Origin of the sequence: Bdellovibrio bacteriovorus, assembly GCF_002208115.1 — a bacterium.
Taxonomy (GTDB): domain Bacteria; phylum Bdellovibrionota; class Bdellovibrionia; order Bdellovibrionales; family Bdellovibrionaceae; genus Bdellovibrio; species Bdellovibrio bacteriovorus_C.
The window spans coordinates 1,973,635-1,996,722 of the sequence record NZ_CP020946.1 but is presented as its reverse complement, the minus strand read 5'-3'; the positions used below and the strand labels follow the sequence as shown (position 1 = coordinate 1,996,722).

Here is a 23,088-nt window from a genome sequence, read left to right as displayed (position 1 = left end):
GCGAGTGTTCTCTGAGCGGGAGGGGCGCTCAGAGCTTCACGATCTGGGAACCTTCCTGGCTTAAAACCAGGGGGCCGCTGTACTCAGAGCTTTCTATGGTTCCTGTGTGCAGTTGACCATTGGGCCAGAAGGTCACGGCCCCGTTCAGATTCGACAGCAAAACCGTCTTGCCGTTTAAGATGAACGGGGTCTTGTTTCTTACAGATCCCGACATCAGGCTTCCGTTTTCATGAAATTTCAGCAGAATCATTCGCGACAAAGGCCCTTCATAGTCCATCGGGAGGGCCTGACCATTGATGGTAAACCTGTATTCATCCGCGCTGGTGTACAGGAAGGATTCAATTTTACCGTTTGGATAGAAATTGACGTACTTCCCGGTGATATTCTGCCCCAGCAGGTTTCCACCCCAGACCATGGCGGTTTTGATATTTCCGTCTTCGTAATACTGGGCGGCCTCCAGTCCCACTGCAAATCCGTGGTAATCGACGTGCCTCAGTCCTGCCGTGCGCACCAGATCCAACATCATGCGACTGTCGAAAGACTTCATCAGGTAAGAGCTGATAACCTGATTGAAATAACGAACTCCGGGGGATGAGGCGATGCCCAGTTCGATGGCTTCGCGATAGATCAGCTCATGCAGCACCAGACCGGCTTTGTCGTCTTCACTGAGCTTTTCGAACAAACGCAGGTCAATCACATAGCGCTGGTCCCCGGGCATGATCAGGGCATTGGGACGCTGGATTGCGACCTGCTTGATTTCGCACTCCTCGGGGATGATCACCACGCCGGAATCGCGGATGGGCAGAAATTTTCCGATAAAGAACCACTGGGTTTCTTCATCAAAGGTCCTGAACCATTTTTTATACATTTTAGCCCGGGTCGGATTCACGTTCTCGAGTCGATGCAGAACATAATAGACCTTTTGCTGAAAGCTCATATGTTCCGGTCCCAGATCCAGGGGGATGCGGCGCTGCTCTTCGGCTTCATAATAATCCAGCAGTCGCAAAGAATCCCCGCAGGCAATCACATTGCCCCCGTTACCGACCCAGTCGCCACCGGCCAAAGACATCACAGAATAAAAAAGAAGATGAATCAGTGTCGTCATGATGAAGCTCCTATTTGGGTTTCGGGGTCAGAATGGGGAAACACTGCAGGTTCACGCGATAGAGCTGACCTTTTTTGGATTGTTCATCCAGAGCAAAGACATCATCGCGAAACTTCAGGGTCAGCTTCTTCAGTTTTTTAAATCTTTTTTCATCCAGGGCCACGGTCAGGAAGGAATAGTCTCTTTCCGTCACGGGCACACGCGAAATCATTTGTCGGGCCAGTTCCAGGGAGTTTAAATGAGCCTGCTGCAGGGATCGGGAGGGAATGTCATGAGGTGAATACAGGCTCTTGTGATTGCGTTCCCACGTCGGGCCTTTACGGGAGATGACCTGCAGGTTCTGCAGGACTTCGAGGCACTCATCCACGCGGGCTTCGGTGATTCCGGTTTTGTTGGCAATCCAGGCTGTGGTGCTTTTAAAATCCGCCAGACGAAACACGGCCAGAATTACAAAATACTCCCACTCATCAAAAAGCACGGCATAGCGGCTGGGATCCAATTTGTAAGATGATTCAGCAGGTGGTTTGTTCACTCCAAGACTGAGCAGGAACTGCTCCTGATCTTTCGGGGCTAAAGAAAGCTTATGCATGACCTTGGCCGCTTCCTGCAAAGGCACAAGTCTTTTGCCTTTGATGATCGCAGACAGGGTGCCGGGGTTGATCTCTAGAAACTGCGCATAGGAGCGCAGGGAATAGCGCTTGTTCCGGGCTTTCCTGGCCAGAAACTGTTCCTGAAGTTTGAGTGCAAAGTAAGGCAGATTCTCAAGTCCCGACATAAGGGTCGCAGAAGTAGCAGTCCCTCGAAGTTCGAGCAAGATTACATTGGGGAACAGCCACTTTCATTCGGGCATTTGAAATTATAACAGGCGACATTTCCAAAATGTAAGGAACTGCTCTGCGGAAATGTCGTGGGTGCGCACAGTCTATTAACCCAATAAGGTCCAGGTAAAGTACAGGACAGAGGAGTCTTCGTCCCCCTGTCCTGTTGTTGCAATCTATCTGCTGGTGCTGGAGCGGTTGCCTTGTTGCTGCTGCTGTTGACCGCCGCCGCTGCTTCGTTCAGAAGTCTGACCGCCCTGTTGTGGCTGCTGTTGACGCTGCCCTTGGTTGGATTCTCTTTCCTGATTTCCCTGATTCTGCTGGGACCCTTGATTCGGTCTTTGGTTATTGTCTGCCATAACTGCCTCCTTGTGGTTGTATGGTTTCTGAAGTCAGCCTAATCTTTTTATTCTCTGGGTGATATCGTTACCTTCGTGATTTCAGACAGAGTTCACGACTTTTACTGGACTATTTATTATGAATCCACCAGTTGTGGTGGACATTCATTTTTTATTTTTAAAAAGCTCTTTGCATAAACTGTGTGTAGGCTTCATGCACGCACTGAACAGTCCCGCATCAAGGAGTTTTTCATGAAGTGTTTATTGATAGAAGATGATCAGGAAATCGCCAGTCACATTATCGAAAGCCTGGTGAGTATCTGCTATGATGTGAAGTACGTCGCTGATGGTGACAAGGGTTTGCAAGCGGCCCTGGTGGATCGTTATGACATCATCATTCTTGATATGCTTATGCCGGGGATGAAAGGCAGTGATTTGATTCAGGCTCTGCGCAAAAATAATATCAGCACGCCGGTTCTTGTTGTCAGTGCCCTCAGTGCAACCAGTGACCGGGTTGAAGGTTTAAGCCGGGGTGCGGATGACTATCTGCCTAAGCCGTTTTCGATTCTTGAGCTGCAAATCCGGGTCAGAAATCTGGTGAAACGTTCTTCGCAGGCAGAGGAAATTGAAATTCGCTGCCAGGGCCTTCATTTAAACCGCATCCGTCGCGAGGTCTCGCGCGAAGGAAAGATCATAGATCTTCAGGATCGCGAATATCGCATGGTTGAACTTTTGATGTCCCACCCTGACAAGATCGTGAACAAACAGCTGATTCTGTCTCACATCTGGGGTTATCATTTTGATCCGCACACAAATATTGTGGATGTGTTGATGTGCCGGGTGCGCGCAAAGATCGACAAGGGCTTTAATCAGCGGATGATATACACTGTACGGGGCGTCGGGTATACTTTGCGAACGTCTTCGCGGCTTTCCAATGTCAGCTCTTCAGATGGTCGATTCAGTTCGTCTTACTTTTAAAAGGACTGCTCGCGGCAGTCCTTGAAGTTAAGGCTGCGATTGCCAGTGCCGGACTGATAATAGGAGTTGACGATATAGTATCCCACTTTTTTGTCCTGATCATAACGGAAGTCCACGGTGAGATAATCAAAACCGTGGGATTCTTTGTCGAGCTGGCAGGTGGTTAGAACCTGGTTGATGCCTTTAAATTCAAAAACACTTTGATCGCAGGAGTCGTTTTTCGGATGAATGTTGATCCCACCGACAAGTCCTGCGCCGTGCAGGATCTCAGACTTGAAGATGTTGCCGTTTTCATCATAAATATCGTGGCGAAGTTCCTGGAAATCCGCTGAAAAGACGATTTTTTCATTTTCCCAGTTTTCAGAGGTGCACACAATACTGTCGGCCCCGGCGACCGGGCCTACGGACAATACCAATGCAAACAATGTTGATTTCATAGGACCTGCCTTGTTTGGAACGTGCTTCTATGGTTGTTGCGGGTGTGTCGGGAGTCAATGCTGAGATTCCAAGAGCGACAGAGTGTCATTGGATATTACCAGCAATTTACATTAAAAACTGTTTCGGCGTACAATGAGAACATGAAAAATCTGGGATTTTCTTATAAATTTCAGTTTTCCGGTGATTATCAGGAAAAAGTTCTAACGGCCGGGGAAGCTCAAGTTCACAGCGTGCTTTTCAAAGTGCCTACGCCTAAAGGGATGATTTGGTAAAAGCACGGGGTCGGTTCGTTCCCAGCCGCAACTGCTGGATGTTGCGCAGGCATTCGTGAACGAGATTCGTCGGGACTATCCGGGTCTTCGACTGTTTCTTTACGGTCGCTCGGTTGGTTCTGGAATTGCGGTGAAAACAGCCGTCGACAACAAAGTCGATGGGGTGATTCTGGAAACACCTTACACCAGTTTGTATGAAATGGCGAAACTGAGGTTTTCCTGGTTCCCTCAGGTTTTACTGAAGTACTCGATGCCGTCAGTCCAGTGGATTCAAAATGTGGAAGCACCCATTTTGGTTGTGCATGGTGATCACGATCAGGTTATTCCCGCCGAGATGGGTTATAAACTTTCTCAAAAGTCCAATAGGAGCACATACGTTCTGATTCCGGGTGGAGATCACAACAATCTCTCTGAGTTTGATGCTTATTGGGAGGCCGTGCTGTCTGTGCTGAAGTGATTCTCGCAAATCAATTTTCCCATGATGGTTTTGTTCCGTGAATGTCGTTGAGAGTAAGGATGTGTTCCCTCTCGGGGGCACGAGGAACTAAACGAACAGATAAGGCTTGCAAGTGCAGCCAAAAAAGTTGAAGAATTTCTCAAGATTTTTTTGGAGATGTATGTCGAATCCCTTCGGTAATTTTTTGAAAAGCAAACTCGATGAAATTCAAAAACGAAATCCACGTTTTTCTTTCCGTTCCCTGGCAAAAAAAGTCGCGATCTCTCCCGGATGCCTGAATGAGCTCATGCACGGCAAGCGGCCTTTGAGTGAGTTCTATGCCAGCAAGATTGTTCTGGGTCTGGAACTGGGGGTTGAAGAGCGCAATCAGGTTTATGCGATGATTGCGACCCGCTCCCGCAAATTCAATGTGCAAAAAAGGCTGACCGAACAGCAACTGGAGCTTCTTTCAAGCTGGGAGCATTTTGCGATTCTTAATCTGATGCGTATCCCGCAATTTCAATCCAGCGAAAAATGGATCAGCCAGCGCCTGGGCATTCCGGTTGAAAAAGTACAGCACAGTCTGGATCTGCTGATGAATCTTGGTTTTATCAAGATGCATGGGAACATATTCGTGCGCACAGTGGCAAGTCTGGGCACAACTTCCGATATTCCCAGTCATGCCCTGGTCCAGGCCCATGTTTCTGATATGAATAAAGCCATTGAGGTTCTTAAGGTCACGACTCCGGACCGTCGCGATTATTCTGCGATCACTTTGGCTTTCAATCCCGAGAAGATGACAGAGGTCAAGGCGCTCATTAAAAAGTTCCGCCAGCGTCTTTCTTTGCTGGCAGAAGAGGGTGAACCGTCCGAGGTCTACAACCTGAATATTCAGTTCTTCCCTTTGACCGTGCCGGTCAAGTGATGGGGGCCGCCCTTATTCGCGCGGGCGGGCCTCGATCAGTTCCACGTGAAAGATCAGATTGGAATGAGGTTTAATAAACTGTCCAATCTGGCGCTCGCCATAGGCAAGGTGTGACGGCACATAGATTGTCCGTTTTCCGCCTTCTTTCATGCCCAGAAATCCCAGGCTCCAGCCGGCGATCACCTTTTTGGACCCCACCACAAACTCAAAAGGGCGGCCGTGGTCGTAGCTGGAATCAAACTTGGTGCCGTCTTCCAGAAACCCTTCGTAATGACAAAACACCAAAGCGCCCTTGCTGGCGGTCTGGCCGGTTCCAATAACAGTGTCGGTGATTTTTACTTCAGGCAGTTCAGATGTCATAAGGGCATCCTACGAGATGTGTGGGGGGCTGGGCAATCGTGAAAATAAAAAAGGCGCTGACTTTTCAGCCAGCGCCTTTGCAAAGATCCTTGATCAGAGGGGCTTATTTGCAAGTTTCGATGTATTTGTTCACAGAAGAAATCGGACGTTCACGTCTCCAGTCAGCCTGCTCATATTTGTACTGAGTGTAGGAAGTGGAGTACATGGTGTCTTTCATAACAGAGCTTACGCAACGTGGGTAAGCAGAGTCATTGCGGTTCCATTTCTGGCAGACTTCTTTTTTAGTGAAAGCAGAAACAGTTTTTGTTGTCGCAGGAACAGTGACCATTTTGCGGCCAACGCATACTTTTTTAGGACGAGTGGAGTCAGAGTAGTCTGTTTTTACAGATTCGCAGGTTTCAACAGTGTGCTGGGCAACGAAGACTTTGAAAGAGTCTTTGTTTGCGTTCAGGCAGATTTGCTGTGCGGTAACATAGCCACGAGCTGGGATGTATGGGTTGGAAGAGCTGTTGTAAACGATTTCAGTGGCAGCAGTAGCCAAAGTCGGCAACATCATAAGCATAGCGATCATCAGTTTCATAAAAACTCCTTTTGTTTTGATGTCGAGATGTTTGACATAGATATTTTTCCCGGACAAGCGGTGCTCCATGAAAACCTTTCACAGCCTTTGTGAACGTTCACTAAACTTGTGAACGCTTGGCGGGACCCTGAGGTATAAGGGTCCCACGATGAACAAGTCTGATATTCTGAACTATAAGGATTATCGCGCCTTTCTGGCGGACTATAACAACTGGCGCAGTGAAAATCGCGCGGGCTGGAGTCTGTCCGTGTGGACTCGTCATCTGGGCCTTTCGTATCCGTCGGCCCTGTCCATGATCCTGAACCGCAAAAGACATATCGGTGACAAGCTGCTGGGGACCATGTGCCAGTATTTCGAGTTTACGGAGCTTGAGAAGAATCATTTCACCAATCTGGTAAAGTATGAAAAGTCCATCGAAAGCAGCACCCTGCGAATCATGGTTCTGAATCATCTGGACGGGGATAAGAAAAACTCTCTGGCTCGCTATATCGTGCGCGAAGGACTTCGCATGCCTCGCTTTGAGGACACCGAAAGTCTCGCCGAGATGCTGGGGCCGATCCTCGGGATGAAGACCGCGGAGGTTCTGGCTTTGGAGCCCGGGGTTCCGGAAAGGCCCGATCCCAAATCTATGCACCAGGAAGTTCTGGGTCTGCTGGAACGATCCTTTGATTTGGTTCCCAAAGAGTCCCGCCAGTATTCGACCAACTTCATCCGCATGGAACGGTCGCGCCTGCCAGAGGCTATTGCGCGTTTGCGGGCCTTCCAGCGCGAGTTTATCGCCGAGTTTGACTCTGAGGCCGGGGAGTCCCTGGTGTGCTTCCAGAATGCCGTTTTTGCAATGCTGAAGGAGTCCGCTCCGGACACCGAAGCGACTCTTCCGTCTTCCTCAAAACTGACCTGATCGTTCCGTGAGTTTCCGTCCACAATGCGCTTTTCAGAGCTGCGGCATCTATTGAGCCGGGCATTTATTGTTCGTATAGTTTTTGGCGTGAAGAGGAAATTGGAAATTTTAACGAAAGGTTTTCCTGTGAAAATGCTTCTGACTGCTTTTGTTTCTTTCTTGTCTTTGTCTGCGACGGCGCAAGCCGCTGTGATGCAGGTGGACTGTGTGGGGGGTGACGCCCAGATTACTGCGAACCTGATTGTTGAAGGTCGCAAGGTGACAGGTTTTGTGGCGGCAGCAGGTGCCGGCGTTGAGGCGTTCCAGGCAGATGCCAATGGATCTTACATCTTCTACAAAGCGGGCGAGTACTACACAGACTTCGATCTGGAGATCATTGAGTTCTGGGGTATTTCCGGTGATCAGTCTGTGGGCTACAAATCCTACACCGATAAAAACGGCAAATTTGTTCAGACTGTTTTGGTGAACAAAAAAGCGGTTCAGGCCCAGTGCATGATCGCTAAGCAATAAGTCATTCAGATATGCAAAACATGCATATCTGGATTCCGACTACGCAGTCGCGGTCTGGAGGACTTTTGAGTATATTGCTTTCAAGAAGCAATGACGAAAAAAGGAGGCTTCCATGATGGGATTTATTGAATCTCTAAAAGTGAAACTGTTCGGACCATCCGTACTAGAATGCCTGGCACATTTGGACTAGGCCCACTTAGGCCGTAGACTGTGGCCGTGAATAAGCCCGCTAATGCAGCGGGCTTTTTTATTTTCTGGACACTGGGCTGGTGATATCGCTGCTTTTGCACAGCGGTCCAGTATCATCTGACTCTCCGGGGCTTATCATAGGGTAGGTTTAAAGGGAGGTCTTTATGGCAACCAATAAAAACTTTAACGAAACATCCGCGGATAAAAGCAGCAGTGTAAAACAGCCTGCCAGCAAACCTGCGGAAAGAACCGAAAGATCACAACAGCCTTCCCGTAACCAGGGAGACAACAGAAGTTCAAGCTCGACCACTGAAAGATACTCACGTGATGAGGAAATGGAAGAGTGATGAAAGTCTGATAATTGCAAAAGGGGGGCATTGATGCCTCTCTTTTGTTACGGAGGTGTTATGGATGAATTTGCTTCGAACCTTTCCCAACCCCGACGTTTTCCGCTGACGGCACTGCTGGGAGTTTTTGGCGGGGCGGCCGTCGGTCTCTATTTTTTCAACAAGTACCGTCATTCCAAACGGAGTGAGTCTGACTCTGCTCATCCGCGCGAAGAGCAGGAAGTCGATACGTCGTCAGAGGATTCCTTCCCGGCCAGTGATCCGCCGTCGTGGAGCAGTGGGCATGGTGATGGCTGGCACTGACGGCTGCACGGGTTGACTCCCGGCAGTTCGTTGTTTTTTCCTGTGTGACATAAAAACGTCCCGGCAGTTGTTGTTTAAAACTATTCCTGGTTTTAATCACCCTGGCGCCGGGGATTTTTGTAAAATCATAAGGTGCAAAGGGGGACTCTATGCAAATTTACGAACTTTTAAAGAAGGATCATCGTGAGGTGAAAAAGATGTTCGAGCAGGCGCAGGGAGCCCTGGATGACGGCAACCTGTTTGAGGCGGAAAAGGTGTTTTATAAAATACGCACCGAACTGACCGCTCATTCCAAATCCGAGGAAGAGGTTTTCTATCAGCCGCTGAAAGCGCTGGCCCGGGACGAAAAGTCCGAAGAACTCAGTTGGGAAGGCCAGGAGGAACATCACGTTATTGCGTTGTTGCTGAATGAATTGTCGCGAATCAGTGTCAACGAGGATGCCTGGAAGGCGAAGCTGACCGTACTGAGTGAGCTTGTGGATCATCACGTTGAAGAAGAGGAGGGTGAGATCTTCAAGGTCGCTAAAAAGCATTTCTCCGATGCGGAGGCCGAAGAGATCGCGGAACAGATGACCGCCCTGAAGGAGCGCTATAAAACCATGATTGATGATGCTCTTGAAGAGGATGTCGAGATATTCACCCATCCGATGCGTAAGATTCCGTCAGAGGGCTTGCGTCCATCCGCATGAGGTGAGAAGCTGTGGGCGTACAAGAGGGGACGTCCATGCGTATCAGGCAAATGGGATTTTCGTCGCGTCTGAAGGCCCACAGAAAGCTTCTGACCCTGGAGACGTTGAAATTTATAGTGGAGTTTTTCAAGGACCGCGACGCCCGCATGGCAGCGTTGCGATCCGGTGTTCCTGAAAACTACGCTTCCCGCCAGGGGCAATGGCTCAAAAAGCATCCCATTGTGCTTGCGGCGATGGAAGCCGATCTGGATGATCGTGACATGTTGAAGCTTGAAAAGGCGCTTGTCGAAATCGATCGTCAGATGGAAACCTGCAAAGAGATTCTGGGCCTGCAGGACTTTTAACCGCTCTTGTATTTTCTCTTTCAAGCTGGCATCAGCAAATAATGCCACTAAACTGAGAAAAAAAAGAGGTGACCTATGGCGCACGGCCTTTGTCTTTCAACGACCCTTGGTGTTCTTCTTTTCAGTTTTCAGCTCTTTGCCGCCACCCCGAAAGAGGCGGATCTGGTTTTGGATCAGGCCCACCAAAAGGTGATCCAACTGGTGGAGGGGCTTTTTAATTCAGGACAGATCACGGAAATCGACAGGCTGCTGCTGGTGTCAGACCTGAATGGTTATAAGACAGCTTATAAATCCTATTCCAATTCCGCGGCACAGACTCACACTTATCTGAAAAACAAAAAGCAGCGCGAAGATCACTATGCCGGTAAAATTCTGTATATCGCCACCCGGCTTGAAAATCTGGCCGCCAATCCTGCAGGGCCTATTGCTGACCTCACTGAAGAGGTGACGGACTTTGTTCCGGCAGACAGCAAGTGCGGAGTGCCCGTGGATCTTCCCTGTGTGGCGCATGAGGTGGAGCTGCGGATGGATATTATTTATGTGAACATCAGCAAGCGCAGCTCCAAGGTTCGTTCAAAGTTTAAAAATGTGGCTGATCAGGGGTTGCACGCAGCCGAGCTTTACGCGCGCATTCTGGCCTCTTTGCGAACTGATGGCGGGGCCCTGTATCCGACGGAATACATTTACAACAAGGACCGCCTGGTTATGAGCGTGAAGCAGGAAATCGAAGAGGGGTACTAGTGCAGAAATCGCTGGGCCTTTTAATGCTGATTTTTTACGCCACCGGCATGATTCTGGGGGCGGGGGTTTATTCGGTGATTGGAAAGGCCGCCGGGGTCGCTCACGAGGGGCTGTGGCTTAGTTTTGTGCTGGCTGCAGTGGCGGCTTTGCTGACGGCTCTTTCTTACGCTGAGCTTTCGACCCTGTTCCCCAAGGCGGGAGCGGAATATGTTTATATGAAAGAGATCTTTCCTCAACGAAAGATCCTTTCTTTTTTGTGTGGTTGCCTGATGATATTTGCTGCGATTTGCACGGCTTCAACAGTGGCTCTTTCTTTTGCGGCCTATCTCCAGGATTTTTTCAAGGCGCCGGAAGCTCTGATTGCGGTCGCCGTGCTGATTTTTTTTACGCTGGTGAATATCTGGGGGGTGCGTGAGTCGGGCTGGATGAATATTGTCTTCACCCTGGTCGAGCTTTCAGGTTTGTTGATTTTCATTTATGCTGGTTTAAAGCAGCCTGATTTCGGCAAAGCCCTCTCGGCGCCTTTAAGCTGGGGGATTGTCAACGGGGCCTCATTGATCTTTTTTGCCTACCTGGGATTTGAAAGTATGGTGAACCTGGCCGAAGAGGCCAAAGAGCCAGAGAAGAACATCCCCCGCGCCATATTGATCAGTCTTGCGCTGACCACGGTGGTGTATGTGACTGTCGGTCTGGCGGCCTTGGCAATGATGAGTCCAGATGATTTGGAAAAGTCAGATGCTGTGTTAAGTGACGCCCTGATGAGGCATTCGCCGGAGGCGGCGAGGGCTCTGGGGGGCATTGCCTTGTTTGCCACGGCCAACACTGTGATGATTGCTTTGTTGGCTGCCAGTCGGATCTGCCTGGGGATGGCCCGGGGCAGGGATCTGCCGAAAATGTTTTCGGCGATTTTACCCAAGCGACAAAGCCCGTGGTTGGCGTCGCTTTTGGTTTTTGCACTGACCTTGTTGTTTTTGCCTCTTAAGAAAATCGAGATTATTGCCAGTGTTTCTTCGTTTGTGACGATAGTGGTTTTTATTATCGTGAACGCGGCGGTGGTTTATCTGCGGCGCAAGGATCCGGCGCGAAAAAGACCTTTTCGGGTTCCGGGGGCCATCGCGGGATGGCCTGTGCTGCCTCTGTTGGCGGCGGGAATTGCTTTGTTCTTTTTATTTCATTTTGAAGAACAGGTGTATTACGTGGGCTTTGGGATCGTGATCTTTGTGCTTTTGGTGTATCAGGCGCTGCACAGACGCCGCGCCTGAAAAGTGAACTATTTGGCTTTTTCTTTTTTGCAGGTCGGATAGATCGCCTGACCGGACCAGGTTCCGTCTTTGCAAGTCAACGTGTCTGAAATGCAGATCTCATCAGGGGGCACGGTTGGTTTCAGCCAGCCCGTGGCTTTGCCACCGTCTGGAATTGTTCCCAGCGGAGTGTCGCAGCTTCTTTTTTCTGTGACCACGGGAATGGACTTCGACGGAGAAGCTTCAATCGCTGTCGGAGCGGCCCCCTCATACATGCGCGTTCCGCCTCCGGGAGGTGGTGAGGCTTTTGGCAGCTCGGCCTCTGGGGTGGAATTTGATTTAGGCTGACTTGAACAGCCCGCAACAAGAATCAGGGCGGCAATCATGATAAGTGTTTTCATGTTCTTAGTTTGCTTTCATTGCCAACCAATTAACAAGTTCCAATTTGTATTTTTGCGAAGATCACAGGTCCAAAGTTTGAGTTCGGCCATGTTGTTGGCGTGAGAGGTGACAGAGGTTCTTCTTGCCCCTTGGTGTTCGCAGAAAAATAGCATGTACTCAAGGGCAACAAGAGAGGTCTTTTATGGTTCAATGTGCATTGTTGGTTCGCTTTGAGGCCAAGCCCGGCAAAGAAGCAGAAGTGGAAAGATTTTTGAAGAACGGCCTTGCACTGGTGGAGGACGAGCCTGAAACCACCGCGTGGTTCGCTTTAAGGCTGAATTCGCATGAATTTGGGATCTTTGATGCCTTCCCGGATGAATCCGGTCGCAAAGCTCATTTGGCCGGGAAAGTGGCCGAAGCTCTTTTTGCTCAGTCGCCGGATTTATTTGCTGCAGAACCACGCATCGAGCAGATTGATGTGATCGCTGATAAACTTCCAGGCTCAGGCAAAAGTGCCCGTGAGCTTCCTCCGGAAGCCTATGCGCCTTAAGTTTTTTGCTGAAGGCGCTTCCATCCTTCGTACAGACGGTCGCTGGCTCCAACCAGGGGGGTGTGGGTGATTTTAATGGATTGTTCGGCGAGGGGTTTTTGCATCTGTTCGTAAATGCGTGCGGTGGAAAGTCCCACGGCCTCACCATCATCGTTTGAAAGCGCGTAATATACTTCTTTGATTCCGGTCATGTGCATCGCTGCCAGACACATGGGGCAGGGTTGTCCGCTGGCGTAAATCACGCAGCCATCCAAGCGGGGGCTTTCTAGCACCTGGCTTGCTGCGCGGATGGCCGAAAGCTCTGCGTGCGAAGTTGGATCCTGCGTTAGCAGAATCTGATTCACACCCGTGGAGATGACTTCGTTATTTTTAACCAGCACCGCACCAAAAGGTCGGCCGTGGTGTTCCTGCAGGTTCTCAGCGGCAAGGTTGATAGCCATTTCCAAAAAACGGATTTGATCGCTGTTCATAAGGACTCCTCTTTATGTAAGAAGTTTCGGCAGGATTTCTTTCAGCAGGTCTTTGTCTTTCTTTGTCAGCGGTGAAAGGAATTCATCTTCCACCTGCCTTTGAGTTTTGGCGATGGCATCGAGGTCTTTCAAGCCTTTCGGCGTCAGTTCGATGACCTTGATGCGGCGGTCTTGCTCGCCCGGAACACGTCGCACGTACTTCAGTTTTTCCAGGCCATCGATGAATTTTACCATCGAGGCTTTGTCTATATACATTTCCTGCCCTAGGGCGATTTGACTCTTGGGGCCCTGAACTTGAAGAAGCTTCATAATTCCCAGTTGGGGACCGACAATCTTATGTTGAAGCAGGGCGCGTCCCATCATGTCCTTGTATCGAAGTGCACACTTATTGAGACAGTACCCGAAGTAGGCCTTCAGGACGGGATTAAACGAGGTGGCATCGCAGTTGGTGGGGGGTGATGATTTTTTCAAAGTAAGCCTCCTGTTTGAAAGATTGTAACACAAACCGTTTGCAACGCAAACCATTTGGGCGTACAACCAATAAAGATTAGGTGGCTTATGATCACAATGAAAAACTACGGCAAAGTTCTTGTTGTTGGTGCGTTGCTGGGGTCTTCTCTCCAGTCTCAGGCAGCGGGTCTGCATCTGCAGGACGCCGTGAATGAAGCTCTGAACAACTCTCCAAAAGTGCAAAAATCCGGATCCCAATACCGTGAAACCGACTGGAAAAAGACAGAGTCCTATTCGGGCTTCTTGCCTACACTGTCGGCCCAGGCCAGTTACCTCTTTGACAAGAAATATGCGCTGGTCGACGTCAATCTTAACAATGTTCCTTTGGCAATACCCCAGGTGGTCCCAACCACGAATGCCTATCTGACGGCCCAGTGGTCCATCTTTGATGGCTTTGCCAGCACGAATCGTTATCTGAGTGCTAATGCTTTCAGTGAATCCGCGAAAAATGATTTCGACTGGACTCGTTTTCAAGTGCAGCGGGAAGTGACGGTGCTGTTTTATAAGGCTCTGGCGGCGAAAGAATTAAAGGCCGTCGCTGAACAAAACGTGCGGGCCCTGGAAGATCACCTGAAAGACGTGCGTCTTTTTAAAAAGGTCGGCTCCTCGACCAATTACGATGTTTTGCGTGTCGAGGTGCAGATGAGCGAGGCCCAATCCGAACTTTTAAATGCCACGGACAATGTCGAGCTGTCCCGTGGGCGTTTGAGTGAGGCGCTGGGAATGGATCAGGATGTGGCGGAAGTTGATGGGATTTTGCCGCGATTGAGTCCGGATGTGGTTGCAAAGCTGGAAAATGCGACCCTGGAAGATCGCAAGGATCTGCAGGCTTTGCGCTTGCGCGCTGAAGGTTTTAAGCATCAGGAGGATTCTGCGGAAAAATACTGGGTGCCACGCATTTCGCTGATTGGTCAGTATCAGTATTACAACAATCGCAATGATCGCTTTGATGATTTTGATCAGTTCCGTGATGCGTATCAGTTTGGTGTGATGCTGAATTGGAATTTGTTCGACGGAATGACCTCGATTTCCCGTTCCAAGCAAAGCATTGAACAGAAATACCAGGCCGAAAAGACCGTGCGTCAGGCCGAGCTGAAAAGTCAGCGCGACTTCGACATGTGGAAAAAGAAGTTTCTTTATTACTGCAAAGTCTATGAAGCCCGTTTGAACGATATTTCCAAATCAGAGGAAAGTGTTCGTCTGGCCCGCGAAGGTCAGAAGGTCGGGGCCCGCACCAATACGGACGTGTTGGATGCCGAGGCCGAACTTTACCGCGCTCGCGCGGGGGCGGTGAATGCCCAGGTCGGGGCGATCGAAGCGATCGTCAATCTGGAGCTTAGCACCGGTCAGCAATTGGTTAATTTTAATTAAGGATCAGGACAATGGATAAAAAGAAAAAGTTATTGGCAGGTTTCGGAACTGTGGCGGTGCTGGTTGCAGGATATTTTCTGTATGAACACATGATGTACGTTACGACTGACAACGCGCAGGTCGAAGCGCACTCGGTGATGATCGCTGCCAAAGTGGGTGGTTATATCAACGCTGTTCATATTACTGAAGGTATGAAAGTTAAAAAAGGCGATGTGCTGATCGAGATCGACGATCGTGACTATCAAAATCACCTGCGTCAGATCAAAGGCGAGCTGGCCTCTTTAGAGGCCAAGAAAAGAGACGCCGACAAGAATCTTCGCCGCATTTCTGAACTGTTCTCTAAAGGCGTGGTTTCCCAGCAGCAGTATGACAGCACGACAACCTCTTTGGCCGAAGTGAAAGCCAAGTATGAGGCGGTCAGCGCCCAAGTGGCCCAGGCAGAACTGAATTTCCAGAACACTAAAATTCTTGCCCCTTCCGACGGCTTTATTGCCAAACGTGCCGCCGAGGTGGGGCAGTTGGCTTCCCCGGGTGTTCCTTTGGTCGGCTTTGTCGACGCGGGTGAACGCTGGGTGACGGCAAATTTCAAAGAAACTGAAATCGAGGGTGTGGTTCCGGGTAAGAAAGTGAATATCGATGTGGATGCGATTTCCGGCCACAGTTTTGTTGGTGTGGTGGAGTCCATCAGTTCTGCAACCGGTGCGACGTTCACGTTGCTTCCTCCGGACAATGCCACTGGGAACTTCACCAAAGTGGTGCAGCGTGTGCCGGTGAAAATCCGTTTTGAAAACGTCACTGCTGAGCAAGTGGAAGCCCTGAAGGCGGGTCTTTCTGCTTTCGTAAAAGTGCACAAGCACTAAATCCTCACACTCGAGGGCCGTATGAAAAGAGAATCCGTACTGATTATCGTGGTGGCCGTGATGGCTTCCCTGCTTGAAATTGTCGATGCGTCCATCGTGAATGTGGCGCTGTCGTCGATGATGGGAAATCTGGGGGCGACCCTGGAGGACATCAGTATGGTGATCACCGGTTACGCCATCGCCAATGCCATCATCCTTCCTGTATCGGCGTGGCTGGGCGAACGTATCGGTCGCCGCGTTTATTTCCTGGGGTGTATCGCGCTTTTCACTCTGACGTCGGTGGCCTGTGGTCTGGCGCCCAATCTGGAAACGCTGACTGTATTCCGCATTCTTCAGGGGCTTGCAGGCGGGGCCTTGCTACCAACGTCGCAAACTTTGATCTATGAACAGTTCCCCAAAGAAAAGGCCGGCATTGCCGGAGCCATCTTCGGGATGAGTGTGATGATTGGACCCGCGTTGGGTCCGGTGCTGGGTGGTTATCTGACTGATACTTTCGGCTGGAGATCCATCTTCAACATCAATCTTCCCCTGGGCTTGCTGGCGCTGTTTATCGGAAGTCTGGTTATCTTTGATCGCGAAAAAGAACCGGGTAAAGAAAATCAGAAATCTGAACTCGACATCTGGGGACTGACGTTCCTGGTGCTGGGGATCGGATGTCTTCAATATGTTTTAGAGCGCGGCGAGGCGGATGACTGGTTTGCTTCGAATATTATCTTGTTCAATGCCATCATCGCGGCTGTCGCATTGCCGCTGTTTGTATGGTGGGAGCTGCGAGTGAAGAATCCGATCATCAACGTCCGTCTGTTCCTGCAGCCGTTAGTCAGTAACGGCGTGTTCCTGATGGGTATGATCGGCTTCTTCCTTTATGGTGTGGTCTTTATCCTTCCGGTGTTTGTTTCCAGAACTCTTCACTATGATGCGACCCAGATCGGGGTGCTGTTTATCCCGGGCTCGATTCTGACAGCGGCATTGATGCCGTTTATTGGCCGGGCCATGGTGCAAGGGGTGGACCCAAGAAAACTGATCTTTGTGGGCCTTCTGTCCCTGGAAGTGTGTCTGTACACGATGACCTTGCTTTCTCCGCTTTCTTCGGAAGGCGAGATTTTGCGCATGCTCTTTATTCGCGGGTTCGGTATGGCCTTTTTGTTTGTGCCGATCAACTCAAGCATCTTAAGCCAGTTTAAAGGTGTTGAGATGGGGCAAGTGTCGGGGTTGTTAAACCTGTCCCGTCAAATCGGGGGCAGCGTGGGGATTGCCTTGATCGGAACGATGCTGAACAAAAACAGCCATCAAAACTATTTGGATCTGACTTCCAAGGTGTCTCTTTTGAACGCCAACACTCAAAGTGCTTATTACGGAGCAGCCAACACGCTGGGTTCTAAAATGAGTGAGGGGCTGGGGATGGCGACGGGGAACGAGGCGGCGCTAAAAAGTCTTTATGGGCGCATTCAGAATCAGGTGTTCATGCTAAGCTTCCGCCAGTTGATGTTCCTGATGATGATTATCTTTGCAACCGCCTTCATCCCGCTGGCCTTGATCCGCTTTAAAAACAAAACCAATACGGTGGTGGATGCGCACTAAACAAAAAAGCCCTCAGGAAAGAGGGCTTTTTTTTATCTGATTGCCGAGATGATTGTGGCGCTGGCAAATTGGATTGGACTTTGCGGCTTACCGGAAGACAGCTTCACCCAGCTGCACAGAAGCAAAGCCAGGAAAATGAAGAACCAATTACTTGGGGTTAGCTGCAAAAGCATATGTGTCCATTAGTCTTTACGACTTTTTAGATAGCCTAAATAGTACTCAACTCCGCTTGTTATACTTAAAATGACGCTCACCCACAAGACTCCGTACCCAATTTTGTCCAAATAAGGGATATGGGGCTCTAGATTTCCAATAATTACAATAGGAATGGCCACCATTTGCATGGCGGTCTTCCATTTGCCGGCCGGTTTGGCCGCGATAATGATTTGATCTGCCGCAGCAACGGAGCGAATGCCCCCGATAAAGTTATCCCGGGCCAGGATAATGATCACCATCCAGGCGTCGATTTTGCCCTGGGCCAGCAGCATGGCTAGGACGCTGGTGACCAGGATTTTGTCGGCGATGGGATCCATGAATTTGCCGAAATTGCTGACGGCGTTGTATTTGCGGGCATAGTAGCCATCATAGTAATCAGTGATGGAGGCCAGAATGAAAAAGCAGGCAGCAGCGACATTCCAGCCCAGAGTGTTGGGCCACATCAGTGCCACAATAACAGGCACAAAGAACACCCGGCTTAAGGTGATTCTTGTTGGAAGATTCTTCTGAAATTCTGTAACTGCCACAAACACTCCAATCGCTTCGCGCTGGACTAAAGGTAGCAATTTAGACTAGAAAGAATCAATGTTTATTCATCGTCACAAAGTGCAGTTTTACGAAACAGATCTTATGGGAATTGTTCACCACAGCAATTACCTGAGATTTTACGAGGAAGCCCGTGTGGCCTGGGCGCACGCTCATGGATTGCTGGATTACCAAAAGCCGGGTTCGGCGAGTCATTTTGCAGTCTATGAAACTCAAGTAAAACATGTGAAACCCACATTCTTTGGGGACGATCTTGAAATCGAAGTGCAGGCGCGCACGGAAGGCAACCGACTGGTGTTCCAGTACCGTCTGCATGGCCGCAACAACGAAGTGTGTTCGGTTGCAAAGACTGTTCACGTCCCCCTGGGGTTGGATTTAAAACTATTAAGATTTCCGGCAGATATGAAAGCCATTGTGAATAAAGAATTGGAGAAAGAACCATGGATCGAAACCTGGCTTTAGAATTCGTACGTGTGACCGAAGCAGCTGCTCTGGCTTCCGCCCGCTGGGTGGGTCGTGGTGAAGAAAAACCTGCAGACGCTGCCGCTGTGGACGCCATGAGAAAAGCTTTCGACATCATCAATATGGATGGCACCGTGGTGATCGGTGAAGGTGAGCGCGACGAAGCTCCGATGCTTTATATCGGTGAAAAAGTCGGCACCAATTCAGGTGATGCGCCGGCATTGGACATTGCTTTGGATCCACTGGAAGGAACAACGATCTGTGCTACGGGTGGTGTGGGTTCTATTTCTGTGATTGCGGTGGCTGAAAAAGGAAAATTCCTGCACGCTCCGGACACCTACATGGATAAAATAGCCTGTGGTCCTGCGGCCAAAGGTGTGATCGACATTGATAAATCCGCGACTGAAAACATTCACGCCGTGGCCAAAGCTTTGGATAAAGCGGTGAACGATCTGACGGTTGTTATTTTGAATCGCCCTCGTCACGAGGCTTTGATTGCGGAAGTGCGCAGAACCGGCGCACGCATTCATCTGATCGGGGACGGTGACGTTTCCGCAGCAGTGGGTGCGGCATGGCCGGATTCTGGTATCGATCTTTTGATGGGTGTCGGTGGCGCGCCAGAGGGTGTGATTTCTGCCGCAGCCATGCAGTGTCTTGGCGGTGACTTCCAGGGACGTTTGAAATTCCGCAACGAAGAAGAGCGTGCTCGCGCCACTCGCATGGGATTGAAGGATCTGGACAAGAAATTCACCGTGGATGAACTGGCTTCCGGGTCTGTGATGTTTGTTGCAACGGGTGTGACAGATGGTCCTTTCCTGAAGGGTGTGCGTTTCCTTCCGGATGGCAAAGCGAAAAGTCATTCCGTAGTGATGCGTTCCCAGACCGGGACGATTCGCACCATTGAAGCCTTCCACGACCTTTCCCGCAAGCCGAGCAAATAGATGGCGACATCGCTGCACTGTTTTAGCTGCAATAAAGAGCTGACATTCCCCGGGAATGTCGGCCGTCGCGATGAGTGTCCTCACTGCCGCGCGGATGTTCATGTTTGCAAAAACTGTGAGCACTATGATCCCAAGGTCTACAACGAATGCCGCGAAACTCAAGCTGACGTGGTCCGTGAAAAGGACCGCGCCAACTTCTGCGATTACTTCACGCCTCGCAAAGGGGCCAATTCCGCAGAAGATAAAAAAGCAGCCTTAAGAGCTGCAGCCGAAGCGTTGTTTAAGAAAAAGTAATCTAGGTGGTTCATTTTGAGACGGCGGCAGTGTGGCTTGATTGTGAAGCCGCAATGATGAGCTGGTCCTCATAATATTCATCTAGTTTTGTGCCCAAAAAGCCGAAATATGAGTATGGGCACATTTTGGACGTATTCAGCTCACATTCTTCTTCTTTTGATTTCGTACTCTCAGTTGGGATGCATGTTATCCGCTTCGCTGCTGAAGGAAGGCATTTTTTCCTCCACGCAGGATATTCGCATTGTTGAGCAGGTGAATGCTCTTTCTGCCTCACCACTGGACAGTTTAAAAAAATACAAACTGATTTCGCAGCAACCTCTGAAACCGGAGTCGGTCCGAGCAGAAGACTTCGTGCACAGTGGTTCGGCTCTGGGAGTGGTGGTCGTGGTGGAGCCCACAGACTTGCCTTTTGAATTTGATATATATGTCTCGGTGTCTTCCCAGGAAGGCACGGTGGTGCTGGAGTTGCCTGAAGGGGCTGTTGAATTTCAAGATGGCACGACAAACATTGGTATTCGCTCTGATGAGTCTGTCAGTACATTTGCGGCCAAGCAATCCCGTGTTGCTGTCGGAGAAGAACATCTTTGCTATGTGGATCAGGCTAAAGCCATTCGATGTCAAGGGTACTACTATGGCGGTCAGACGGGTATCGGTGACAGCAGTTCCGGATCGTACTATACGGGGCGAACGGTGGACACCTCGCTTATTACCGGTTCTGGCGAATTTGTGAAGGCCTCCGGTGCAAGTTATAGTTCTTGTGCTTTGTCGAAAGAAGGCCAGTTGTACTGCTGGGGTGATAACTATGAGGATGAGCTGGGGATCGGCCCTGGCATAATCGAAGTTCTTTTGCCGACTCCGGCGTTGATGACGAATGTGACGGGCGAGGCTCGATTTATTGATTTCGCCTTGGCGCACGAATCCTTGTGTGCGATTTCCATTGCTGGGGATTTGTATTGTGCCGGCAAAGTCTCGTCTGCCACCACGGGCCTGCTGACAAAGATTGATTGGACAAGTCTGGCGCAATCTGCTGCACGGATTGTTCAGGTGTCAGTGGGATATGATTTTGCCTGCGGCCTGACGGAACACGGTCGTATTTTTTGCTGGGGTGTTAATGATCAGGGGCAGCTCGGCGATGGCACTTTTGTTGATTCGGCAGTGGCCGTATTGCCTGACTGGAGTGCGTTTCCCAGTGAGCCCAAGTTCATCCATCTGGCGTCAGGGGAGAACCACACTTGCGGCGTGACGGTGGAGGGTTTGGTTTACTGCTGGGGCAGCAATTCCTATGGTCAACTGGGGGATGGCACTGATGATAATCGGGCCACTCCGGTGCTAGTTGTGAACTCCATGTTAAGTGGATCAGAAAAGTTTCAGGCCGTGACGGCCAGCTATGAGGGAACTTGCGTGACGTCTTCGGCAGGTAAGATTTATTGTTTTGGTTCCAACTGGCATTACCTGTCGGGGAACGGCAGTTCCGGAGTGATTTTTGTTCCGACTCTTGTGGACTCATCCATGCTTCCTTCAGGGCAGCGTTATCGCGAAGTCTATATGCATGAGGGTCGCACTTGCGCTGGCAGTACCGGGGATGAATTATACTGCTGGGGAAGTCCTTACAATGAGGCATTCTTCAGGGACACCGAGGCCTTTGTGCCGGTGGAGGTTGACACCTCTGTTCTGCCGTCTGGACAGTATTGGTCCGCCGTCACCCAGTATTCCGGCGGGGGTGGTTTGGTGCTGCGTTCTTCTGATGGGACGGCCTATGCTTTGGGAAGAGGTTCGCCGGGCACAGAGAATGGGGATTTAGCTCCTAGACTTTTGAATACGTCCACGATGAGCGGCAGCACTAAGTTTAAAATGCTGACCCTGAATCGCGGGGCGATTTGCGGAATCAACAATGATGATATTTTGCATTGCATGGGATGGGGCGCCGTCGTGGGCCAGGGAGGCGCGATAGTCGAGCAAGCCACCCTGAAGGCTGTCGACACAAGTTCCATGACGGGTGCGACCACCTTTGCTGATGTGGAAATGGGCGAAATAGTTGCTTGTGGTGTGGCGACAGACGGGGTCGGGTACTGCTGGGGTGGAGCCTCGTTTGCTTCCGGACTTTATAACCCGGTCATGGGTAACGGGTCGGCAATGATGCGCTACAAGCCCCATCCTATAACTGTCACGGGCATTGCGGGTGCCAAAACTTTCAAAAAAATTTCAGTCGGTCAGTATCATGCCTGTGGTCTTATGACCGACGGGGAAGTTTATTGCTGGGGTAACTCGGTCTACAGTCGCCAGGGTCACAGCAGTATGTTTTCGGTATACACGCCGGCGGCTTTGGATAAGTCGGGTATGGTGGGATCGACCTTATTCAAGGATATTCACGGCGATGATGAAACTTTCTGCGGGATCACTACGGATGATATCACCCATTGCTGGGGTGAAGGGTATTACGGTAATTTAGGAAACAACACGGCAGTGGTGTCTAATTCTCCGGTGCCGGTTTCTGTCGGGGGCTTGTTGGCGCCGGCGGCTCCACTGATGGTGAAATCATTTGAACGTTTTGCCTGTGGGATTCTGGATTCGGCCATCAATATTTACTGCTGGGGTCGTGATATACCTGCGGGTCTTTCAGACAGTGTGAACCCGCTTCCAGTGGCTGTTCTGAAAACCGGTATGCTGGGAACGCCGGTCAGTATCAGTGGCGGGGATAATTTGTATGTGACCACTTCGGCCAATAAGATTTATTGCATCGGGCGAGATTGTAATTTGGAGATGGACAGAACCACCCCCCGCAAACAGTTTTTCGAAAACTACTAAAAAGGTTCCCGGTTCTTTTTTAGGCCCACACTGCGTTATCTGTGTTTGTTCTTTAGTCTGATTGGTTTTTGGATATGCTTTAAAGCATGAAAAAACTGATCGCATCCATTTTCGTTTCTATAGTGATGTTGGGTTCTGCGGCGTTGGCCTCTGGCTCCCAGTGGGAAAATCTAAATCAAATCATCAAAGACACCGGCACGGTTTCAGAAACCCAGTTTGGGATTTATCTGACTTTGTCCAGTATCGTGCCGATCGGGACTGAAGGGGCTCGTCAGGCGGATTATCTGAGTGCCGTGGGCGGTTATGATGAAAATGGAAATTTTCACGCCGGGCATCTGGAGGGTGTTTCTGAGCAATGGCTGATTGATGCCGACGGCAACTGGTCCATCGATCAATGGTTGTTCCGTGTCTCTGTCGATGGCGAGATTGACTGGATTGCGCACTATCACATGGTGCAAAAGCCCAACGGCACAATGATCAGCCATGATTCACTGATTGTGGATGATGGCGAGGGTGAGTCCAAGTGGCATTCCTGGGTTGAAGATTGGTACGCACGCACAGGGGTGATGTAACATAATCGTTTTGT

General features: G+C 50.1%; 30 protein-coding genes. 20 read left to right on the top strand and 10 right to left on the bottom strand.

Annotation, left to right across the window (positions count from 1 at the left end; genetic code table 11):
* Positions 1–28: 28 nt before the first annotated feature.
* The 3 genes from B9G79_RS09615 to B9G79_RS09605 all read right to left on the bottom strand — a co-directional run bounded on the left by B9G79_RS09615 (position 29) and on the right by B9G79_RS09605 (position 2,282).
* Positions 29–1,105: a hypothetical protein gene (locus B9G79_RS09615; RefSeq protein WP_232468522.1), complete on the bottom strand. Its 1,077-nt coding sequence runs from the start codon at positions 1,103–1,105 to the stop codon at positions 29–31.
* A gap of 10 nt (positions 1,106–1,115) precedes the next feature.
* Positions 1,116–1,880 (bottom strand): DUF4423 domain-containing protein, encoded by a 765-nt coding sequence (locus B9G79_RS09610; RefSeq protein WP_088565322.1) that lies wholly within the window; start codon positions 1,878–1,880, stop codon positions 1,116–1,118.
* A 219-nt stretch (positions 1,881–2,099) separates the two neighbouring features.
* Positions 2,100–2,282, bottom strand: coding sequence for a hypothetical protein (locus B9G79_RS09605; RefSeq protein WP_088565321.1), 183 nt, complete (start codon positions 2,280–2,282; stop codon positions 2,100–2,102).
* A gap of 231 nt (positions 2,283–2,513) precedes the next feature.
* On the opposite strand from B9G79_RS09605, the gene B9G79_RS09600 reads away from it, so the two are divergent.
* On the top strand, positions 2,514–3,239 hold the full coding sequence (locus B9G79_RS09600; RefSeq protein ID WP_088565320.1) for a response regulator: 726 nt from the start codon (positions 2,514–2,516) through the stop codon (positions 3,237–3,239).
* On the opposite strand, the gene B9G79_RS09595 is transcribed toward B9G79_RS09600, so the two are convergent.
* Positions 3,236–3,676, bottom strand: a complete 441-nt coding sequence (locus B9G79_RS09595; RefSeq protein WP_088565319.1) for a hypothetical protein — start codon at positions 3,674–3,676, stop codon at positions 3,236–3,238. The two genes, B9G79_RS09600 and B9G79_RS09595, sit on opposite strands and share 4 nt — an antisense overlap.
* Before the next feature lie 328 nt (positions 3,677–4,004).
* Between B9G79_RS09595 and B9G79_RS09590 the strand changes: the two genes are divergently transcribed.
* The gene (locus B9G79_RS09590) at positions 4,005–4,406 is read left to right on the top strand and encodes an alpha/beta hydrolase (protein WP_232468520.1); all 402 of its coding nucleotides are present in this window, start codon (positions 4,005–4,007) and stop codon (positions 4,404–4,406) included.
* 160 nt (positions 4,407–4,566) lie between these two features.
* Positions 4,567–5,310 carry a DUF4423 domain-containing protein gene (locus tag B9G79_RS09585; RefSeq protein ID WP_088565317.1) on the top strand — a complete coding sequence of 248 codons (744 nt, stop codon included), beginning with the start codon at positions 4,567–4,569 and terminating at the stop codon, positions 5,308–5,310.
* Between the two features lie 12 nt (positions 5,311–5,322).
* Here B9G79_RS09585 and B9G79_RS09580 read toward each other — a convergent pair whose 3' ends face one another.
* Together B9G79_RS09580 and B9G79_RS09575 are read right to left on the bottom strand one after the other, a co-directional pair.
* Positions 5,323–5,670, bottom strand: coding sequence for an FKBP-type peptidyl-prolyl cis-trans isomerase (locus B9G79_RS09580; RefSeq protein WP_088565316.1), 348 nt, complete (start codon positions 5,668–5,670; stop codon positions 5,323–5,325).
* Between the two features lie 103 nt (positions 5,671–5,773).
* The gene (locus tag B9G79_RS09575; RefSeq protein ID WP_232468518.1) at positions 5,774–6,250 is read right to left on the bottom strand and encodes a hypothetical protein; all 477 of its coding nucleotides are present in this window, start codon (positions 6,248–6,250) and stop codon (positions 5,774–5,776) included.
* 148 nt (positions 6,251–6,398) lie between these two features.
* On the opposite strand from B9G79_RS09575, the gene B9G79_RS09570 reads away from it, so the two are divergent.
* From B9G79_RS09570 to B9G79_RS09535, 8 genes are all read left to right on the top strand, one after another.
* The gene (locus B9G79_RS09570; protein ID WP_088565314.1) at positions 6,399–7,151 is read left to right on the top strand and encodes a hypothetical protein; all 753 of its coding nucleotides are present in this window, start codon (positions 6,399–6,401) and stop codon (positions 7,149–7,151) included.
* A gap of 132 nt (positions 7,152–7,283) precedes the next feature.
* The gene (locus B9G79_RS09565) at positions 7,284–7,661 is read left to right on the top strand and encodes a hypothetical protein (protein ID WP_088566838.1); all 378 of its coding nucleotides are present in this window, start codon (positions 7,284–7,286) and stop codon (positions 7,659–7,661) included.
* Positions 7,662–8,014: 353 nt separating this feature from the next.
* On the top strand, positions 8,015–8,197 hold the full coding sequence (locus B9G79_RS09560; RefSeq protein WP_088565313.1) for a hypothetical protein: 183 nt from the start codon (positions 8,015–8,017) through the stop codon (positions 8,195–8,197).
* 33 nt (positions 8,198–8,230) lie between these two features.
* A complete protein-coding gene (locus B9G79_RS09555; RefSeq protein WP_157678767.1) occupies positions 8,231–8,500 on the top strand; it encodes a hypothetical protein in 270 nt (89 codons plus the stop codon).
* A 149-nt stretch (positions 8,501–8,649) separates the two neighbouring features.
* Entirely contained in the window at positions 8,650–9,189 is a 540-nt protein-coding gene (locus B9G79_RS09550) for a hemerythrin domain-containing protein (protein WP_088565311.1), read from the top strand.
* Between the two features lie 35 nt (positions 9,190–9,224).
* Positions 9,225–9,533 (top strand): hypothetical protein, encoded by a 309-nt coding sequence (locus tag B9G79_RS09545; protein WP_088565310.1) that lies wholly within the window; start codon positions 9,225–9,227, stop codon positions 9,531–9,533.
* 75 nt (positions 9,534–9,608) lie between these two features.
* Positions 9,609–10,274 (top strand): hypothetical protein, encoded by a 666-nt coding sequence (locus B9G79_RS09540; RefSeq protein ID WP_088565309.1) that lies wholly within the window; start codon positions 9,609–9,611, stop codon positions 10,272–10,274.
* Positions 10,274–11,536: an APC family permease gene (locus B9G79_RS09535; protein ID WP_232468517.1), complete on the top strand. Its 1,263-nt coding sequence runs from the start codon at positions 10,274–10,276 to the stop codon at positions 11,534–11,536. Before B9G79_RS09540 ends, B9G79_RS09535 begins: the two co-directional genes overlap by 1 nt.
* A gap of 8 nt (positions 11,537–11,544) precedes the next feature.
* Here B9G79_RS09535 and B9G79_RS09530 read toward each other — a convergent pair whose 3' ends face one another.
* Positions 11,545–11,916 carry a hypothetical protein gene (locus tag B9G79_RS09530; RefSeq protein ID WP_088565308.1) on the bottom strand — a complete coding sequence of 124 codons (372 nt, stop codon included), beginning with the start codon at positions 11,914–11,916 and terminating at the stop codon, positions 11,545–11,547.
* Between the two features lie 182 nt (positions 11,917–12,098).
* Between B9G79_RS09530 and B9G79_RS09525 the strand changes: the two genes are divergently transcribed.
* Positions 12,099–12,446, top strand: a complete 348-nt coding sequence (locus tag B9G79_RS09525) for a putative quinol monooxygenase (RefSeq protein ID WP_088565307.1) — start codon at positions 12,099–12,101, stop codon at positions 12,444–12,446.
* Here the strand turns inward: B9G79_RS09525 and B9G79_RS09520 are convergent.
* Positions 12,443–12,916, bottom strand: coding sequence for a nucleoside deaminase (locus tag B9G79_RS09520; RefSeq protein ID WP_088565306.1), 474 nt, complete (start codon positions 12,914–12,916; stop codon positions 12,443–12,445). The genes B9G79_RS09525 and B9G79_RS09520 overlap by 4 nt on opposite strands.
* A 12-nt stretch (positions 12,917–12,928) precedes the next feature.
* Positions 12,929–13,387 (bottom strand): MarR family winged helix-turn-helix transcriptional regulator, encoded by a 459-nt coding sequence (locus B9G79_RS09515; RefSeq protein ID WP_157678766.1) that lies wholly within the window; start codon positions 13,385–13,387, stop codon positions 12,929–12,931.
* A gap of 87 nt (positions 13,388–13,474) precedes the next feature.
* On the opposite strand from B9G79_RS09515, the gene B9G79_RS09510 reads away from it, so the two are divergent.
* Genes B9G79_RS09510 through B9G79_RS09500 form a run of 3 tightly spaced genes read left to right on the top strand, consistent with a single transcriptional unit; the run spans position 13,475 to position 17,238 of the window.
* Positions 13,475–14,797, top strand: a complete 1,323-nt coding sequence (locus B9G79_RS09510; RefSeq protein ID WP_088565304.1) for a TolC family protein — start codon at positions 13,475–13,477, stop codon at positions 14,795–14,797.
* Positions 14,798–14,808: 11 nt separating this feature from the next.
* Positions 14,809–15,657 (top strand): HlyD family secretion protein, encoded by an 849-nt coding sequence (locus B9G79_RS09505; protein WP_088565303.1) that lies wholly within the window; start codon positions 14,809–14,811, stop codon positions 15,655–15,657.
* 21 nt (positions 15,658–15,678) lie between these two features.
* Positions 15,679–17,238 (top strand): DHA2 family efflux MFS transporter permease subunit, encoded by a 1,560-nt coding sequence (locus tag B9G79_RS09500; RefSeq protein WP_088565302.1) that lies wholly within the window; start codon positions 15,679–15,681, stop codon positions 17,236–17,238.
* Between the two features lie 182 nt (positions 17,239–17,420).
* Here the strand turns inward: B9G79_RS09500 and pgsA are convergent, their stop codons facing one another.
* Positions 17,421–17,981 carry a CDP-diacylglycerol--glycerol-3-phosphate 3-phosphatidyltransferase gene (pgsA, locus tag B9G79_RS09495; protein ID WP_011164370.1) on the bottom strand — a complete coding sequence of 187 codons (561 nt, stop codon included), beginning with the start codon at positions 17,979–17,981 and terminating at the stop codon, positions 17,421–17,423.
* A 58-nt stretch (positions 17,982–18,039) separates the two neighbouring features.
* Here pgsA and B9G79_RS09490 point away from each other — a divergent pair, with 58 nt between their 5' ends.
* The 5 genes from B9G79_RS09490 (at position 18,040) to B9G79_RS09470 (ending at position 23,074) form a co-directional block, all read left to right on the top strand.
* Entirely contained in the window at positions 18,040–18,462 is a 423-nt protein-coding gene (locus B9G79_RS09490; RefSeq protein WP_088565301.1) for an acyl-CoA thioesterase, read from the top strand.
* A complete protein-coding gene (gene glpX, locus B9G79_RS09485; RefSeq protein ID WP_011164372.1) occupies positions 18,441–19,403 on the top strand; it encodes a class II fructose-bisphosphatase in 963 nt (320 codons plus the stop codon). Before B9G79_RS09490 ends, glpX begins: the two co-directional genes overlap by 22 nt.
* On the top strand, positions 19,404–19,697 hold the full coding sequence (locus B9G79_RS09480; RefSeq protein WP_088565300.1) for a hypothetical protein: 294 nt from the start codon (positions 19,404–19,406) through the stop codon (positions 19,695–19,697). It abuts the gene before it with no gap.
* 114 nt (positions 19,698–19,811) lie between these two features.
* Positions 19,812–22,502: an RCC1 domain-containing protein gene (locus tag B9G79_RS09475; RefSeq protein WP_232468515.1), complete on the top strand. Its 2,691-nt coding sequence runs from the start codon at positions 19,812–19,814 to the stop codon at positions 22,500–22,502.
* A gap of 86 nt (positions 22,503–22,588) precedes the next feature.
* Positions 22,589–23,074 carry a hypothetical protein gene (locus tag B9G79_RS09470; protein WP_088565298.1) on the top strand — a complete coding sequence of 162 codons (486 nt, stop codon included), beginning with the start codon at positions 22,589–22,591 and terminating at the stop codon, positions 23,072–23,074.
* The last annotated feature ends 14 nt before the right edge of the window (positions 23,075–23,088 follow it).